This is a genomic window from Plantactinospora solaniradicis (genome assembly GCF_042658085.1).
Classification (GTDB): Bacteria; Actinomycetota; Actinomycetes; order Mycobacteriales; family Micromonosporaceae; genus Plantactinospora; species Plantactinospora solaniradicis.
The window spans coordinates 92,501-109,131 of the sequence record NZ_JBHSPR010000060.1 but is presented as its reverse complement, the minus strand read 5'-3'; the positions used below and the strand labels follow the sequence as shown (position 1 = coordinate 109,131).

Here is a 16,631-nt window from a genome sequence, read left to right as displayed (position 1 = left end):
TCAACCGACCCGACCCCGCCATCCGACTCGACCCACCCCGTCGACTCCGACCGGTCATCCGACTCGGCCGAGTCGTTCGACTCCACGCCGCCGAACGACTCAGCGAGGTCGGCGTCGACCGGGGCGCGTCGGTCAGGCTCCGGTCCGAGCCTCGGCTCCGAGGGCTCATCCGACACCGGAATCGGGACCGGGACCGCGCCCAGGGCGGCCGCCGCCGACGACGGCTGGGCGAAGGCAGGCAACCCGAGTGGCGGGACTCCCCGCGGCGCGACCGTGGGCACGACGGGCAGCCTGGCCGGCGGGACCGCCCGGGGCCCGGGCACCGCCGCCGGACCGCGCTCGGCTCCGGCCGACCGGCTCGGCACGAACCGGGGCGGGACCGCTTCCGGGGCGGCGACCGGAGCCAGGCCGGCGACCAGCGTGCCGACGATCTCGGCGGCGTACGAGCCGGCCGGGTCGTAGTCGGGGTCGAAGACGGTGACCTCCACCCCCAGGCAGTGCGGGGTGTCGACCAGGCCCGCCAACAGCAGCTCCAACTCGGCGAACGCGATCCCGCCCGGGTCCGGCGCGTCGACCGCCGGCATCACCGCCGGGTCGAGTACGTCGACGTCGACGTGCACCCAGTAGCCGGCGCAGTCGGTCAACTGGTCATGGGCCCACTGGGCGGTCCGGGCCGCCCCCTCGACCCGCAACGCCGGCACCGGCCGGGTCACGATTCCGGCCGCCTGCAGGTCGAGTCGGTACTCGTCGTGGGCGCGGATGCCGAGCACCACCACGTCGATGTCCCGGAAGTACGGCCGGCGCCCCTCGATCGCGGCCAGGTCGGCCTGTCCCCGCCCGGTGACCAGCGCCAGGTCCTCGCCGGCCGCCGCGCCGACGTACGAGGCGTTGCCCGGGTGCCGGAAGTCGGAGTGGCCGTCCACGAAGACGAGGCCGATCCGACCGCCGACCGACTCGCCGAGCCGGTGCATGGCGAGCGCCGAACCGAGCAGGATGGAGCAGTCCCCGCCGAGCACCAGCGGGAACTCGCCCTGGTCGATGATCCCGCCGATCCGGTCGGCCAACTCCATCGAGTAGTCCGCGATCGCGCCGGCATGGCACACCCCGTCCCCGGGACGCCAGTCGCCCGGGTCGTACCGGGGCGGGGTGAGACAGCCGGCGTCCCGGGCGCCCAGCCGGGCGATCAGCTCGTGGTCACGCAGCGCGCCCGGTGCCTTGGCACAGCCCGGCACCGACGTGGAGGTCGGCGGACGCAGGCCCAGGTTGGACGGGGCGTCCAGGACGGCGATCCGGCGCATAGTGTGCTCCCGTCCGGTATCGCGGCTGCCAGGCCGGCATGCGCGCTGCTCGTACTCACATTGTCAGAAGAGCGCGCGCGAGAGCGCCCGCCGGGCGCTGGCCACCGCGGGATCGTCCGGACCGGCGATGCTGAACAGGGACACCAGGTGCTGCCGGGTCGCCTCCCGGTCATCGCCGGCGGTCCGGCGGACCAGTTCGACCAGCCGGGCGTACGCCTGCTCCGCCTGGCCGCTGAGCACCTCGATGTCGGCGGCCAGTAGCTGTGCCGCGACGTCGTCTGGCGCCGAGTCGGCCGCAGCGAGCGCCGCCACCGGATCCGCGCCGCTCACCCGGCGGGCCAGCGCGACGTGCGCCAGACCGGCCTCGGCCGCGGCGTCCGCCGGGGCATCCGAGAGGATCTTCTTGTACGCCCGCTCGGCGGCGTCCAGGTCGCCGCTGATCAGCGCCTCGTCGGCCTCGGTGAGCCGGGGGTCCTCCGGAGCCTCCACCGACACGCCGCCGGCCTTGAGTACCGCGCCGATCCACTGCCGCAGCTGTGCCTCGGGCACCACTCCGGAGAAGGCGTCGACCGGCTGGCCACCCACCACCGCGTAGACCATCGGGATGCCCTGCACCCGGAACATCTGGGCGAGGCGTGGGTTGGCGTCGACATCGACCTTGGCGAGCACCCAGGCGCCGTCGCCCTCGACGGCCAGCCGCTCCAGTACCGGGGAGAGCTGTTTGCAGGGCTCACACCACTCGGCCCAGAAGTCGATCACCACAGGGGTGGTCAGGGAACGTTCCAGCACCTCGGACTGGAAAGTGGCCTCGGTGACGTCGATCACCGAGACTCCACCCGCGCCCGCGGGAGGTGTGCTGGCCGGGGCCGCGCCCGGCGTGGCACGGCTGGCCGGCTGGGCGGAGGGTGCCGGCGTGGCGGGCGTCTGGGCGGCGCGCAGCGCGCCGAGGTCTACCGCGCCGCGGGTGAAGATCGACGAGGTGATCCGTGGGTCGCTCATGGTTGTCTAGTCTCGCACGCGACGCTGGCATCCCAGCCCAACCGCCACCGGCCGAGAGTATCGACCGGGTCACCCCGCCCGGTGCCCGCCGGCGCCGGGCCCGCCACCGGGTCAGAACCGGGCCGGCTCCCGCCGTCAGAACCGGGCCGGCTCCCGGTAGACGCCCCATTCGGCGCGCAGTGCGTCACAGATCTCCCCCAGGGTCGCTTCGGCGCGTACCGCGTCCAGCATCGGCGGGATGAGGTTCTCCCCGGTCCGCGCGACGTCGACCATCCGGGCCAGGGCGGCCGTCACGGCGTCGGCGTTCCGGCCGGTCTTGCGATCGGCCAGCAGCCGGCGCTGCTCCACCTCGACCTCGTGCGAGACCCGCATGATCTCCAGTTCCTTGGCGATCGTGCCGGTGTGGCAGTTCACTCCGACGATCCGCTTGTCGCCCTTCTCCAGCGCCTGCTGGTAGACGAAGGCCGACTCGGCGATCTGGCCGGTGAACCAGCCGTCCTCGATCCCGCGCAGGATGCCGGAGGTCATCGGACCGATCGGGTGCGGCCCTTCCCCGCCGAGCTGCCGGATCCGGCTGAAGATCTCCTCCGCCTCGGCTTCGAGTTTGTCCGTGAGCGCCTCGACGTACCAGGAGCCACCGAGCGGGTCGGCCACATTGGTGACCCCGGTCTCCTCCATCAGTACCTGCTGGGTCCGCAGCGCGATCTCGGCGGACGAGTCGCTGGGCAGCGCCAGGGTTTCGTCCAGCGCGTTGGTGTGCAGCGAGTTGGTGCCGCCGAGCACCGCGGCGAGCGCCTCGACCGCGGTGCGTACGACGTTGTTGACCGGCTGTTGGGCGGTCAGCGACACCCCGGCGGTCTGGGTGTGGAAGCGCAGCCAGAGCGCCCGCTCGTCGGTGGCGCCGTATACCTCGCGCAGCCAACGGGCCCAGATCCGGCGGGCGGCCCGGAACTTGGCGATCTCCTCGAAGAAGTCGACGTGCGAGTCGAAGAAGAAGCTCAGGCCGGGCGCGAAGCGGTTCACGTCCAGGCCCCGGGACAGTCCCAGCTCGACGTAGCCGAACCCGTCCGCGAGGGTGTACGCCAACTCCTGCGCGGCGGTCGACCCGGCCTCCCGGATGTGGTACCCGGAGACAGACAGCGGCTTGTACCGGGGGATCTCCCGTGCGCAGTACTCCATCAGGTCGCCGATCAGGCGCAGGTGCGGCTCGGGATCGAAGAGCCACTCCTTCTGCGCGATGTACTCCTTGAAGATGTCCGTCTGGAGCGTGCCGTCCAGTGTGGAGATGTCCGCGCCCTGCCGCTCGGCCGCCACCAGGTACATGCAGAAGACCGGCACCGCCGGGCCCGAGATGGTCATCGAGGTGGTCACCCCGGCGAGGTCGATGCCGTCGAACAGCGTCTCCATGTCGGCGGCCGAGTCGACCGCCACGCCGCAGTGCCCGACCTCGCCGAGCGCCTGCGGATCGTCGGAGTCCCGGCCCATCAGGGTCGGCATGTCGAAGGCGACGGACAACCCGCCGCCGCCCGCGCCGAGGATCATCTTGTAGCGCTCGTTGGTCTGCCGGGCGTTGCCGAACCCGGCGAACTGCCGGATCGTCCAGGTCCGCCCCCGGTAACCGGTCGGGTACAACCCCCGGGTGTACGGGTACTCGCCCGGCCAGCCGATCCGCTCGAAGCCGGGATGGGCGGTGCCGGGTTCGGGGCCGTACACCGGTTCGACGGGCAGGCCGGAGAGCGTGGTGAAGTCCGCGTCCCGCTTGCGTGCCGCGTCGTACCGCGCCTGCCAGCGGGCTCGACCAGCGGCGATTTCGTCGGCGTCCATCGGGAAGGCCTCCTTGCGATCCTCGACTGCGCATCGAGTGTAGAGGTCCTGCCTGAACGATCGCTAAGGAGAGCCGCGATCAAGGGATCTTCCGGGTTCGAACCGGCGCGATTCCGGACGAAAGATCCCCGATCACGGTGATTGGCGGCCGCCCCGCCCTCGGCCGCGGGGCCGGACGGTCAGGCTCCGGCGGCCGGTGGCGCGTTCAGCTCGATGTCGTCGACCTTCACGTTCACCTCGGCGACCTGGAGTCCGTACGCTTCGACCGCCTCGATCACCTTGGCCCGGACCGCCTCGGTCACCTCGTGCACGACGTGGCCCGCCTCGATCACCAGGACGACCTTGATGGTCGCGCTGGTCCCCTTCACCTCGGCCGAGACGCCTCGCCCGGCGTCTCCCACCTCGTCCAGCCCGACCTTGTCCAGCACGCTGTTGAAGAACCGCGCCACGTCGCCACCCAGATCGGCGACACCCGGCACCGAACGGGCCGCCGTACCCGCGATCTTCTCCACGACCTCTTCGGACACCTCGGTGGCGCCCCTCGGCGCGGCGGCCGGCGCGGTCGGCGCGGGCTGGGCCGCCGGCGCGGTGCTCTCCGGAGCCTGGCCGGAATCGTTAACGTCGGTCATTCTTCGTCTCTCCCCTGGTCTCGACGGCCTGGCACGGCGCCGTCAGCGTTGACGGAGCCTACTCGCCGCGGGCAAACCAACGACGGAACTGACACATTCTCGCTATCCCGCCGGCCACATTTTCGCCCCGGCCGGCGGGTCGGAGTCCACCGTGCCGACGACGGATTGCTCCGATGTGGGCACCGACCGGTCCCGTCCGGCGAACCGGGCCGGGCCGACCCCGAGCTGTCGCCGGAAGTGCCGGGTGAAATGGGACTGGTCGTAGAACCCGGCCGCCACCGCCACGTCGACCGGTGGCATCCCGGCCAGCAGCAGCCCCCGGGCCAGCTCGATCCGGCGACCGGTCAGATACCGGTGCGGCGGCAACCCGTACCGCCGGGTGAAGGACCGGACGAGATGGGCCGGATGCGCCCGCAACAGCTCGGCCGCCTCCCGCAGCGCGACACCGGGGACCGTCCGCTCGTCCAGCAGCGCCCGGAGCTGGTCGGCGAGGATCGCGGGCCGCCGGGCCGCCGGCTCGGCGTCACCCCGACGCCGCAGATGCCCGTACAGCCGCTCCCGGACGAACGCCAGCCGGCTCTCCGCCTCGAACGCGTCCCCCGGATGCACCAGCGCCCGGTGCAGCCGGTGCACCCGGTCCCGCAGCTCCGGATCACGCAGGCTCGGCCCGTCCACCGCCGAACCGGTCAGCTCGATACCCAGCACGGACGTGTCGAGGTAGAGAACCCGCTTCCGAAAACCGTGCCGGGTCGCCGCCCGACCGTCGTGCGCCACGTACGGCGGCAACACCGTCACCGCCCCACCCAGCGCACCATGCTCGGTCCGCCCCAGGTCGTACCGAATGGCCCCGTCGTCGACGATCAGCACTGCCCAAGCCTCGTGCGTATGCACCGGATAGACATGGTCGATGAAGTCCGCGTGGAAGACCTCCTCGATCCCCGCCACCGCCGGTCGCCAGGCCACCACCCGGGTACGCACGCAAAGAACGTACAAGACCCGCCCCCGGCACCCCCCGCATGCTCCCAAGTGCAAGGAAGGGCCCCCTGTTATCGCTTTCTGTAGAAGAAGGGCCCCTTCTTAACCGCTGAGAGCGCGAGGAGTTCGAGGAGTTCGAGATGAGCGTTTCTGTTTCCACCGGTGAGCCGGAGGTGGCGCGGGTGCGGTTCGACAGCAAGATCGCCGTACTGCTCCGCGCCGACCTGGCCGGCTGGCAACGGCTCAACGTCACCGCGTTCCTGACCAGCGGCGTCGCCGGAGCCGAACCGGACCTGCTGGGTGCCGAGTACCTGGACGCCGACGGGACCCGTTACCTGCCGATGTTCCGCCAACCCGTGCTGGTCTTCGCGGGTGACCGGGACACCGTCATCGGCGCACACCGGCGTGCCGTCGAGCGCGGGATGCGGATCGCCATCTTCACCGAGGAACTCTTCCGGACCGGCAACGACCGGGACAACCGCGCGGCGGTACGGGCCGTCGGGCGGGACCGGCTCGAGGTGGTGGGACTGGCCGTACACGGACCGAAGAACGCGGTCGACAAGCTCATGAAGGGAGCCGTGCTGCACCCCTGAGCCGGATCGGTCAGCCGGCGTGGTGACCGAGTTGGTCGAGCAGTTCGGCGGCGGCGGCGTACGGGTCCAGCACGCCGTCGGCCACCCGCGCGGCGAGCCCCGCCAGCGGCGTACCCGCGCGTAGCGAGCCCATCCGGTCCCGGAGGGTGCCGAGCGCGATCGCCTCGACCTCGGCGGCGGCCCGCGCCTCGCGGCGGTGCCGCAGTTCGCCGTGTTCGACCAGCCAGCCGCGGTGCTTCTCGATCGCCGTGACGAGCTCGTCGATCCCCTCGCCCCGGGTGGCCACCGCGCGTACCACCCGTGGTCGCCACGCCCCCGGACCACGCTCGCCCAGCGCGATCATGCCCTGGATGTCCCGGACGGTGGCGTCCGCGCCGTCCCGGTCGGCCTTGTTGACGAGGAACACGTCGGCGATCTCCAGGATGCCGGCCTTCACCGCCTGGATCGCGTCGCCCATTCCCGGCGCGAGCAGCACCAGCGTGGTGTCGGCCAGCGAGGCGACCTCCACCTCGGCCTGGCCGACCCCCACGGTCTCCACCAGTACGACGTCGCAGCCGGCACCCTCCAGCACCCGGACCGCCTGTGGGGTCGCCGCCGCCAGCCCGCCCAGGTGGCCCCGGCTGGACATGGACCTGATGTAGACGCCGGGATCGGTGGCGTGGTCCTGCATCCGGACCCGGTCACCGAGGATCGCCCCGCCGGTGAACGGGCTGGACGGGTCCACGGCGAGCACCCCGACCCGGTGGTCGCGGGCCCGCAACGCCCGGACGAGTTCGTTGGTGGTGGTCGACTTGCCCACCCCGGGCGATCCGGTCAGGCCGATCACCTGGGCTCGGCCGGTGTGCGGCGCGAGGGCCGCCGCGACCTGTGGCAGCAGTTCGTCGCCGGACTCGACCAGGGTGATCAACCGGGCCACCGCGCGTGGATCACCGTCCCGGGCCCGCGCGACCAGCGCCGGCACGTCCCGGCTGCGCCGCACCGACCCTGCCGGAGTGGCCGGCTGCGAACCGTCGCGCGCCCGCGCCGTCGAGGCATCGCCCGCCCGCGAAGCGTCGCCCGCCTCCGCCGTCGAAGCGTCAGCCGCCCGCGAAGCGTCGCCCGCCTCCGCCGTCGAAGCGTCAGCCGCCCGCGAAGCGTCGCCCGCCTCCGCCGTCGAAGCGTCGGTGGCCCGCGCCGTCGCGGCCGGGCCTGCGGAACGCGGTGCCGTCACTCCTGCCCGCCACCCTGCCGGGGTACGTGGATGATCAGCGCATCACCCTGGCCGCCGCCACCGCAGAGGGCCGCCGCGCCGGTGCCGCCGCCCCGGCGACGCAGTTCCATCGCCAGGGTGAGCACCAGCCGGGCCCCGGACATCCCGATCGGGTGCCCGAGCGCGATCGCTCCGCCGTTGACGTTCACGATCTCGGGGCTCACTCCGAGGTCACGGGTCGACTTGACGCCGACCTGGGCGAACGCCTCGTTGATCTCGATCAGGTCCAGGTCCGCGACGGAGAGCCCGCCCTTGCGCAGCGCGTGGTCGATGGCGTTGGACGGCTGCGAGTGCAGCGAGTTGTCCGGGCCGGCGACGTTGCCGTGCGCGCCGATCTCGGCGAGCCAGGTCAGGCCGAGTTGCCTGGCCTTGGCCTCGCTCATCACCACCACCGCGCAGGCGCCGTCGGAGATCGGCGACGAACTGCCCGCGGTGATCGTCCCGTCCGGGGTGAACGCGGGGCGCAGCCGGGCCAGCGACTCGGCGGTGGTGTCCGGCCGGATCCCCTCGTCCTCGCTGATCACCAGCGGGTCGCCCTTACGCTGCGGGACCGTCACCGGAACGATCTCCTCGGCGAAGGCGCCGTTCTTCTGCGCGGCGGCGGCCCGCTGGTGGCTGGCCGCCGCGAAGGCGTCCTGCTCGGTACGGCTGATCTCGTGCCGGGCGTTGTGCCGCTCCGTGGACTCGCCCATCGCGCAGCAGTCCCACGGGTCGGTCAGGCCGTCCAGCGCCATGTGGTCGGCGATCACCACGTCGCCGTACTTGTAGCCGGCCCGCTGGCCCCGGAGCAGGTGCGGGGCGTTGGTCATCGACTCCATCCCGCCGGCCACCACGATGTCGAACTCGCCGGCCCGGATGAGCTGGTCGGCCAGGGCGATCGCGTCGAGGCCGGAGAGGCAGACCTTGTTGATGGTCAGCGCCGGTACGGACATCGGAATGCCCGCCTCGACGGCCGCCTGCCGCGCCGGGATCTGGCCGGCGCCGGCCTGGAGCACCTGCCCCATGATCACGTACTGCACCTGGTCGGCGGGGACGCCGGACCGCTCCAGGGCGGCCCGGATGGCGATCCCACCGAGCTTCGTCGCCGGGAAGTCCTTGAGGTTGCCCAGCAGCCGCCCCATCGGGGTACGGGCGCCGCTGACGATCACGGATGCCATCGAAACTCTCGCCTCCGGGGGACCTGGCGAAACGCCTTAACGTCGGTTAGGTCAGACTAGCGTGGTGGACGACGACGCCTCGGTCAGGCCCGCTGCCGACAATGTCACAGGCACCGACGATGGCACACGGATCGACGATGGCACAGGCACCGACGATGGCACAGGGATCGGCGATCTCACGGGGATCGGCCTGCTCGGCATCGATCATGTCGGGGTGGCCGTTTCCGACCTCGACGCCGCGATCGAGTTCTACCAGCGGGTCTTCGGGATGCGCTGTGTGCACACCGAGACGAACACCGAGCAGGGCGTCCGCGAGGCGATGCTGAGCGTCGGCCCGACACCGGCCGGCGGCTGCGTACAACTGCTGGCACCGCTGACCCCGGAGTCCGCGATCGCCAAGTTCCTGGACCGGTTCGGGCCGGGCGTCCAGCAGGTGGCGTACACGGTGGCGGACGTCGACGCCGCCTGTGCCGCACTACGCGACCGGGGCGTACGCCTGCTCTACGAGACGCCGAGACGCGGCACCGCCGGGTCCCGGATCAACTTCGTACATCCCCGGGACGCCGGCGGGGTGCTGGTGGAACTGGTCGAACCCGCGAAGGGACCTGCGAACGGACCCGTGAAGGGACCAGCGGAGGGATGAGCCCGGCGGGGTGGACGAGGTCGCCGGTCAGGCCGGCACGGTGTCGTACGCCTCGATCAGCTCGGCCGGCAGCGGTGCCAGGTCGGTCGCCCGCAGGAAGTCGCCGAGGGTGGTGCCGGTGCATTCCGAGTCGACGTTGCGGGCGCCGGCCCGAGCCTGGACGTCCCCGAGGTTGACGGCCCGGAAGTCGATGGAGAACCGGGTCCGGCCCGAGGTGTTCGGCACGGTGCTGTGCAACTGGGCGCCGGAGAAGAGCAGGACGCCGCCGGGCGGCGTGACCACCCGCAGGTCCGGCTCCGGTTCGAGGTCCCGCAGGGCCGCGGGCTGCTTGCGGGTCTCGGTGTGCACCTGCTGGGCCGCGCTGGTCCGCCCGTGCGCCACCCACTCGGCGTAGTTGTAGTCCCGGGAGCTGTTCGGGATCCCGGTGTCGAAGTACCTCGGGTGGAAGGCCATCACGTTGGACTCCACCACGTCGTACACCGGCATCCAGAAGTTCAGCTGGGACATCGGCGCGGAGAACCAGGTGTCCCGGTGGGAGTCGAACTGAAGGGTCAGGCCGGCGTTGAGGTACTCGCTGGTCATCGTGCGGAGCCGGGGGACGTCGAAGTACGTCTGCGCCGGATCCGCCCCGAGGTCGGAGAGCATGCCCCGGACGAGTTCGGCGCTGCGCGGATGGTTGATGAAGCTCGGCTTGAGGTCGGCCAGCACCCGTACGTAGTCCGGACCGGCCAGGTGGTGCTGGGCGTCCGGTGGGAAGTGTGGTGCGAACGCCGTCTCGACCATCTCCCGGGCGAAGGCGACCAGCGCCATCGAGTGCGGCGTCGGTGAGTAGACGAACAGGTCTCCGGCGAAGAGCCGCTCCCGGCGCTCGTCGTCGGACATCGGCGAGTCGAAGTGCAGCACCGTCACTGCGGCCTCCTGCGGTAGCTCCCGGTAGGTCTGCGCAGCGGTCACGGTAGGCCGCGTCCGACGGCCCCGGAAGCGGCCGTGCGGTCCGGCCGGCACCCGTGTCGCGAATCCGACTTCACAAAGCGCGACGAGCCGGTCACGGAAGGCCGCCCCCGAGATCCGGGCCACATAGGGTCGGACGATGTCCCCCGAGCAGTCCGCCGCGCGGTCCGTGCCGGTACGGCCGTTCCGGTTCACCACGTCCATGCCCGCGCTCGACGGACCGGTCTCCCGCTGGCGCGACGAGATCCGCCGGATCGAGGACCTCGGCTTCAGCTCGGTCTCGATCTCCGACCACTTCACCGGCGGCTGGGCGATGGACGCGCTCGTGGCGATGACCGTCGCCGCCGAGGCCACCACCCGGCTCCGGGTGTCGGCGATGGTCTTCTGCAACGACTTCCGGCATCCGGTGCTGCTGCACAAGTCACTGGCCAACCTCGACGTCTTCTCCGGCGGCCGGGTCGAGGTCGGGCTCGGTGCCGGCTGGCTGCGCGCCGACCACGACGCGGCCGGTCTGCCGTTCGACCCGCCAGGGGTACGCGTCGAGCGGCTGGCCGAGTCGATCGAGGTGCTCCTCGGCCTGTTCGGGGACAAGCCGGTCAGTTTCGCCGGGCGGCACTATCAGGTCGCCGAGCTGGACGGGCTGCCGAAGCCGGTGCAGCGGCCCCATCCGCCGCTACTCGTGGGGGGCGGCAGCCGCCGGATCCTCGAACTGGCCGGCCGGCGTGCCGACATCGTCGGCGTCAATCCGCGGCTCGCCCCGGACGTCGACCCGCTCGCCGCGGTCGACGAGATGAGCCCGGAGCGCTTCGCCCGGAAGGTTGCCTGGGCCCGGGACGCCGCGGTCGCCGCCGGGCGCGACCCGGCCACGTTGGAGTTCCAGTTGCGGATGTTCGACGTACGGGTGGTGCACCGTGGCGTCGAGCACCGGGCCAGTTCCAGTCACGCCCGGCTCGCCGACCCGGCCGCGCTGGCCTCCTCGCCGTCGGTGCTGCACGGCAGCGTCGACGAGTGCGTCGACCGGCTCCTCGCGATCCGGGAGCGGTACGGCGTCAACTACCTGCACCTGGGCGGCAACCTGGACGCGGCCGCGCCGATAGTGGCCCGGCTGGCCGGACGATGAACCGACCGTCACACCGTGGCGACGGCGGGTCGTGACCGGCCGACACCGCGATCGCGGCCGGCGGCGACATCGGAAAAGGTACGGCCGTCCGGCGAGTTGAGTTGACCTTGTGAACGGCACGCGATAGAACGGGCCGGCTCTTGCGAAGGACCCCGGGGAGTCTGCAAGTATGTCCCAATGCCCCAGCAGCAGTCCTCCCCTCTCGCGTTCTTCGACAACGCGAACTCGCAGCCAGACTTCACAGTCGCTCTGCGCGGCTACGACCGTGAGCAGGTCAACAGTCATCTCGGCCGGCTGACAGCGGCACTGAACCAGTCCGAACAGGGCCGTGCAGAGGCCGAACAACGGATGAACGACGCCCAGCGTCGGCTCCGCCAGGCCGAGCAGCGACTCGCGTCGGTGGAGCAGAAACTCACCGACACCAACAAGCAACTCGAGGAGAACAACCGCCCCACCCTGTCCGGCCTGGGCACCCGGGTCGAGCAGATCCTCCGGCTCGCCGAGGAGCAGGCCAACGACCACCGCAGCGAGGCCAAGCGCGAGTCGGAGGGCATCCTCTCGGCCGCCCGGCTGGAAGCTCGGGAGATCACCGACAAGGCCCGCGCCGAGGCCGCCGCGATGAAGGCCTCGGCCGAGCGGGAGGCGGGCAGCGTCCGTACCGCCGCCGAGCGCGAGGCCGCCGAGGTACGGGTGCAGGCCCGCCGCGAGGCGGACACCCTGCGCGCCGACGCCGAGCGCGAGACCAAGCAGCTCCGTACGGTGACCGCGCACGAGGTCGCCGAGTTGAAGTCCACGGTCGAGCGGGAGGTCGCCACCCTGCGGGCCACCGCCGAGCGGGAGATCACCCAGCAGCGCGCCAAGGCTGCCCGGGAGGCCGAGGAGAAGCGCGCCGAGGCCACCAAGCTCCTCACCGACGCCCGGGACAAGCGGGACAAGGACCTCCAGGCGTTGGAACTCCAGTTGGCGGAGCGCCGGGAGAAGGCCGAGCGCGAGGAGTCGGAGCGGCACGCCGCCCAGGTGGCCCAGACCCAGAAGCTGGTCGGCGAGGCCGAGCAGCGTGCCCGGGCCGCACAGGACCGTGCCAAGGAGATCGAGCAGCGCGCCGAGGCCCGCCGGGTGGAGTCGGAGCGGTCCGCCGCCGAGACCATCGACAAGGCCAAGAACCTGGCCGACAAGACCCTGAACGAGGCCCGCGCGGAGTCGCACCGGGTGCTCAGCGAGGCACGTACCGAGGCGGACCTGACCACGCAGGCGGCTCGCCGGGAGGTCGAGGACCTCACCCGACAGAAGGACGCCGTCACCTCGCAGCTCGGTCAGATGCTCTCGGGCCTGGCCGGCATCGTTCCCGGTGTGGGTGCGGCGGCCAAGGCCGAGCCCGCCAAGCCGGCCGCCGACAAGGACGACTCAGAGGAGCGGGTCACCGCCGACGCAGCCGGCTGAGCCGTCCAGGGTCACGGGTCGGACTGCGGGGCAGCAGCACGGCCGGGGCCGTACCGGGTTTCCGGTACGGCCCTGAGTGCTGTCCACCGGTAGGTCCGGTAGGTTGGGCATTGTCATTACCCGTGAGCTTCGTCCCATCAGCGGCGCCGGGTATCGCCGCAGAACCGGGCGGCCCGTGTGAGGATGGGAGCATGTCGCACGGCGAGGAACTGTTTGCCCTGAACGGGGACGTGGCTACGGAGCCGAGCTTCGAGCCGGCCTTTCGGGGCTACGATAAGGGGCAGGTGGACCGGTACGTCGCTCGCGCCGAGAACGATATCGCCACCCTGGCAGCCCAGCGGGAGCACGCGTACAGCCAGATTCACAACCTGGCGGGCCAGGTCGAGGTGTTGCAGCGCGACCTCATGGCGGTACGTCGGCAGGTCGGCGTGGTGGACCGGGCCTCCTTCCGGCACCTGGGTCCGGTGGTCGAACAGATCCTGACCCTGGCCGAGGAGCAGGCCGAGTCCATCGCGCGGGACGCGTCGCACGAGATCGAGGCGCGTAAGGCCGAGGCCGACCAGGTCCTCGAGGACGCCCGCCAGCAGGCCGCCGACGCGCTCCGCGACTTCGAACTGGCCCTCACCGCCCGGCGGGCGGAGGAGGAGAAGGTCAACACGGCCCGGCGGGCCGAGGCGGACGCCGCCGTCGCCGCCGCCGCGCAGGAGGCGACCCGGCTCCGCGAGGCCGCACAGGCCGCCTTCGTAAAGGCCCAGCAGGAGAGTTCCGAACTCCGCAACCGTGCCGCCGAGGAGGCGAACCGGCTGCGCGACGCCAGCCAGGCGGCACACGCCAAGGCCCTGCAGGAGGCGAAGCAGCTCCGGGACACCGCCGAGCAGGAGGCGACCCGGCTCACCGAGCAGACCGCCCGGGAGACCCAGGAGCTGACCGAGCGGACCGACCGGGAGACCCAGCAGGTCGTCGAGCGGGCCCGGCAGGAGTCGGCGCGGCTCCGCCACGCCGCCCAGCACGAGGCCAACCGGTTGCGCGACGCCGCCCAGCAGGAGGCCACCCGGCTCCGCGAGGCCGGGCAGGCGGCACACGTCAAGGCCCAGCAGGAGGCCCAGCGGCTCACCGACGCGGCCGCGCAGGAGGCCGACCGGGTGGTCGAGCTCGCCAAGCAGGAGGCCACCCGACTCCGCGAGGCCGGCGAGGGCCTGCACGCGAAGGCCAAGCACGAGGCGACCCAGCTACGCGAGGCCGGGCAGGCCGCACACGCCAAGGCCCAGCAGGAGGCGAAGCGGATCAACGAGGAGACCGCCGAGTTCGTCCGGCGCTCCCGGGCCGACGTGGAGGACTATGCCCAGAAGATCCGCGCGGAGACGCAGCAGGAACTGGGCGCCTGGCGGGCCGGGGTCGAGCAGGAGGTGAACCGGCGTACCACCGCCGCCGAGCAGGAGATCGCCGCCCAGCGAACCGCCGCCGAGGAGGAGCTCAGCGCCGGTCGGGCCGCGCTGGAGGAGGAGCTGGCCGCCTACCGGGCCGGAGCCGACCGCGAGTACGCCCAACGGCAATCCGAACTGGAGCAGCAGTTCCAGCAGCGGCAGGCGGAGTTGGAGCAGTCGTACGAGGAACGGCGCGCGGAGATCGAGGGTGGCGCGGACGAGGTGCGCCGGCAGGCCGACGAGTACGCCGCCGAGGTCCGGGCGAAGGCGGAGGAAAAGGCCGCCGAGATCCGTCGGGAGGCCGAGGAGCGCCTCGCCGAGTTGCACCGGGAGGCGGAGGAGCAGGCCGCCACGTCCCGCCGCCAGTTCGAGGAGTACATGGCGACCGCGCAGCAGCACCTGGCCACCACCCAGCAGCACCTGGCCAGCACCCAGCAGGAGGCGGTCGCCGGACGGCAGCAGTTGGCCGAGGTCATGCAGGAGATCGCGGCGGCGCAGCAGGCGCTCGCCGACATCCGGCAGGAGACGGTGGCCTCCCGGCACGAGTCCGACCGGATCCAGCGGCAGTTGGCCACGGCACGCGAGCAACTGGCCGGCGAGCAGGACCGGCTGACCGGTACGGAGCAGTCGGCCCAGCACGCCGAGCAGGAGTTGGCCCAGGCCGAGGCCGACATGCAGCAGCTCGTCGAGGCGGCCGCCGAACAGACCGTCACGGACACCCGGGCCGACGATGGCCGGTCCGGGTCGACCCGGGTGACCGAGCCGGTGACCGGCGGTGTGGACGGCGGGCTGGACGGCGAACCGACGGTGGCCGCGGTGCCGGGTACCGGTGGCCGCGAGCCGATGCCCACCAAGATCACAAGCACCGGCGACTCCGGCAAGCGGAGCGGCAAGCCGACCGTCGAGGACCAGGGCACGAAGTCGAACAAGGTCAGCGTCGACTCGGACTGATCCGGACCCGGCCCGGCCCCCGAGACGTGCTCTCGCGAGGCGTTGCGACCGCCCGCTAACCTCTGCCGAGGCGATCGGTCGGGAGGTTCGGGGTGGACGGCGAGCAGCGGGCGGTGCACGGCGAGCAGGCGGCTGCCGGGAACGGCGGATCGGCTGCCGGACCGGCGGCGGCCGGCACCGCGACGGACCCCGGCGGGGAGAAGTCGGCGTCGACCGACGACGCGACCGAGCTGGGCCCCACCCCGGGACATCCGCTGGCCGGCGGCGCCGGTCAGTTCGGCCAGCCCGGGCGACCCCTGCGGCTCAGCCCCTTCCTGGTCGGGCTCACCGGCGGGCTGGGCGTGCTGGTGGCGTACGCGCTGTTTCTCGCGGTCCGCAACGCGGGCTCGGTGCTGGTCCTGGTCTTCATCGCCCTCTTCCTGGCGATCGGGCTGCACCCGGCGGTCGTGAGGCTGCGCTCCTGGGGGATGCCCCGGGGGGTCGCCGTGGCCGCGGTGACACTGACCCTGCTCGCGATCATCACCGGCGCGGTGTACGCGCTGGTCCCGCCGATAGTCAGCCAGACCGGCGAGTTGATCGAACAGGTACCCGACTACGTCACGCAACTGCGTCGCAACGGCACCGTCAACGACCTGATCGTCCAGTACGACCTCGCGGGTCGGATCAATTCGGCCGCCACCACGGAGAACATCACCCGGGCCCTGGGTGGGGTGTTCGGGGCCGCCGGGTTCATCTTCGGCACGGTCTTCAACATCGTGACCGTGATCGTGCTGACCATCTACTTCATGGCCACCTTCGACCGGCTCCGCGACCTCGGGTACGGACTGGTCCCCGCCACCCGACGGGACCGGGTACGGCGCATCGGGGACGCGATCCTCGCCAAGGTCGGCGCGTACATGGTGGGGGCGCTGGCCATCGCGCTGCTGGCCGGGGTGAGCACGTTCGTCTTCGCGATCGTCGTCGGCCTGGCGTACCCGTTCGCGCTCGCCGTGGTGGTGGCCATCTGCGACCTCATTCCGCAGATCGGCGCGACCATCGGGGCGGTGGTGATCAGTCTGGTGGGCTTCGCCGCCGACGTGCCGACCGGGATCGCCTGCGCGGTCTTCTTCCTGATCTACCAGCAGGTGGAGAACTATCTGATCTACCCCCGGGTGATGCGGAGGTCCGTCCAGGTCAACGACGTGGCGGCGATCGTCGCGGCACTGCTCGGGGTGGCGTTGTTCGGGGTGATCGGCGCACTGGTGGCCATCCCGGCGGTGGCCGCGATCCAACTGGTGCTGCGTGAGGTGGTACTGCCCCGGCAGCAGCTCCGCTGAGCCTGACCAGCAACTTCTGTCCACAATCCGTCTGAATCGAGAATAGTAACCCCTTCGATACG

General features: G+C 71.9%; 13 protein-coding genes and 1 pseudogene. 6 read left to right on the top strand and 8 right to left on the bottom strand.

Annotated elements, in window-relative coordinates:
• Nucleotides 1–263: 263 nt before the first annotated feature.
• The 5 genes and pseudogenes from ACFP2T_RS40125 to ACFP2T_RS40105 all read right to left on the bottom strand — a co-directional run.
• A pseudogene (locus ACFP2T_RS40125) lies at nt 264–1,298 on the bottom strand (arginase family protein); the annotation flags it as partial.
• 63 nt (nt 1,299–1,361) lie between these two features.
• A complete protein-coding gene (locus tag ACFP2T_RS40120; protein ID WP_377431860.1) occupies nt 1,362–2,297 on the bottom strand; it encodes a tetratricopeptide repeat protein in 936 nt (311 codons plus the stop codon).
• A 135-nt stretch (nt 2,298–2,432) separates the two neighbouring features.
• Nucleotides 2,433–4,121 carry an acyl-CoA mutase large subunit family protein gene (locus ACFP2T_RS40115; RefSeq protein WP_377431858.1) on the bottom strand — a complete coding sequence of 563 codons (1,689 nt, stop codon included), beginning with the start codon at nt 4,119–4,121 and terminating at the stop codon, nt 2,433–2,435.
• 179 nt (nt 4,122–4,300) lie between these two features.
• Nucleotides 4,301–4,750 (bottom strand): Asp23/Gls24 family envelope stress response protein, encoded by a 450-nt coding sequence (locus ACFP2T_RS40110; RefSeq protein WP_377431856.1) that lies wholly within the window; start codon nt 4,748–4,750, stop codon nt 4,301–4,303.
• 102 nt (nt 4,751–4,852) lie between these two features.
• Nucleotides 4,853–5,728, bottom strand: a complete 876-nt coding sequence (locus ACFP2T_RS40105; RefSeq protein WP_377431854.1) for a helix-turn-helix transcriptional regulator — start codon at nt 5,726–5,728, stop codon at nt 4,853–4,855.
• Nucleotides 5,729–5,865: 137 nt separating this feature from the next.
• On the opposite strand from ACFP2T_RS40105, the gene ACFP2T_RS40100 reads away from it, so the two are divergent.
• Nucleotides 5,866–6,318, top strand: a complete 453-nt coding sequence (locus ACFP2T_RS40100; RefSeq protein ID WP_377431851.1) for a DUF2000 family protein — start codon at nt 5,866–5,868, stop codon at nt 6,316–6,318.
• A 10-nt stretch (nt 6,319–6,328) separates the two neighbouring features.
• Here the strand turns inward: ACFP2T_RS40100 and meaB are convergent, their stop codons facing one another.
• Nucleotides 6,329–7,297 (bottom strand): methylmalonyl Co-A mutase-associated GTPase MeaB, encoded by a 969-nt coding sequence (gene meaB / locus ACFP2T_RS40095; protein WP_377431849.1) that lies wholly within the window; start codon nt 7,295–7,297, stop codon nt 6,329–6,331.
• Nucleotides 7,298–7,524: 227 nt separating this feature from the next.
• The gene (locus ACFP2T_RS40090) at nt 7,525–8,724 is read right to left on the bottom strand and encodes an acetyl-CoA C-acetyltransferase (protein ID WP_377431847.1); all 1,200 of its coding nucleotides are present in this window, start codon (nt 8,722–8,724) and stop codon (nt 7,525–7,527) included.
• Between the two features lie 166 nt (nt 8,725–8,890).
• Here ACFP2T_RS40090 and mce point away from each other — a divergent pair, with 166 nt between their 5' ends.
• Complete coding sequence (gene mce / locus ACFP2T_RS40085) at nt 8,891–9,367, top strand: methylmalonyl-CoA epimerase (protein WP_377432383.1); 477 nt, start codon at nt 8,891–8,893, stop codon at nt 9,365–9,367.
• Between the two features lie 27 nt (nt 9,368–9,394).
• Here the strand turns inward: mce and ACFP2T_RS40080 are convergent, their stop codons facing one another.
• Nucleotides 9,395–10,321, bottom strand: a complete 927-nt coding sequence (locus tag ACFP2T_RS40080; protein ID WP_377431846.1) for a phytanoyl-CoA dioxygenase family protein — start codon at nt 10,319–10,321, stop codon at nt 9,395–9,397.
• 136 nt (nt 10,322–10,457) lie between these two features.
• On the opposite strand from ACFP2T_RS40080, the gene ACFP2T_RS40075 reads away from it, so the two are divergent.
• The 4 genes from ACFP2T_RS40075 to ACFP2T_RS40060 all read left to right on the top strand — a co-directional run bounded on the left by ACFP2T_RS40075 (nt 10,458) and on the right by ACFP2T_RS40060 (nt 16,569).
• Complete coding sequence (locus ACFP2T_RS40075; protein ID WP_377431843.1) at nt 10,458–11,438, top strand: TIGR03621 family F420-dependent LLM class oxidoreductase; 981 nt, start codon at nt 10,458–10,460, stop codon at nt 11,436–11,438.
• Between the two features lie 177 nt (nt 11,439–11,615).
• Nucleotides 11,616–12,878, top strand: coding sequence for a coiled-coil domain-containing protein (locus ACFP2T_RS40070; protein WP_377431841.1), 1,263 nt, complete (start codon nt 11,616–11,618; stop codon nt 12,876–12,878).
• 191 nt (nt 12,879–13,069) lie between these two features.
• Nucleotides 13,070–15,253, top strand: a complete 2,184-nt coding sequence (locus ACFP2T_RS40065) for a hypothetical protein (RefSeq protein WP_377431838.1) — start codon at nt 13,070–13,072, stop codon at nt 15,251–15,253.
• 230 nt (nt 15,254–15,483) lie between these two features.
• On the top strand, nt 15,484–16,569 hold the full coding sequence (locus tag ACFP2T_RS40060) for an AI-2E family transporter (protein WP_377432381.1): 1,086 nt from the start codon (nt 15,484–15,486) through the stop codon (nt 16,567–16,569).
• Nucleotides 16,570–16,631: the final 62 nt, after the last annotated feature.

Coding starts and splice junctions, on each gene's coding strand:
- ACFP2T_RS40120 (WP_377431860.1), bottom strand. CDS start 2,297: ATGAGCGACCCACGGATCACCTCGTCGATCTTCACCCGCGGCGCGGTA.
- ACFP2T_RS40115 (WP_377431858.1), bottom strand. CDS start 4,121: ATGGACGCCGACGAAATCGCCGCTGGTCGAGCCCGCTGGCAGGCGCGG.
- ACFP2T_RS40110 (WP_377431856.1), bottom strand. CDS start 4,750: ATGACCGACGTTAACGATTCCGGCCAGGCTCCGGAGAGCACCGCGCCG.
- ACFP2T_RS40100 (WP_377431851.1), top strand. CDS start 5,866: ATGAGCGTTTCTGTTTCCACCGGTGAGCCGGAGGTGGCGCGGGTGCGG.
- ACFP2T_RS40090 (WP_377431847.1), bottom strand. CDS start 8,724: ATGGCATCCGTGATCGTCAGCGGCGCCCGTACCCCGATGGGGCGGCTG.
- ACFP2T_RS40075 (WP_377431843.1), top strand. CDS start 10,458: ATGTCCCCCGAGCAGTCCGCCGCGCGGTCCGTGCCGGTACGGCCGTTC.
- ACFP2T_RS40070 (WP_377431841.1), top strand. CDS start 11,616: ATGCCCCAGCAGCAGTCCTCCCCTCTCGCGTTCTTCGACAACGCGAAC.
- ACFP2T_RS40065 (WP_377431838.1), top strand. CDS start 13,070: ATGTCGCACGGCGAGGAACTGTTTGCCCTGAACGGGGACGTGGCTACG.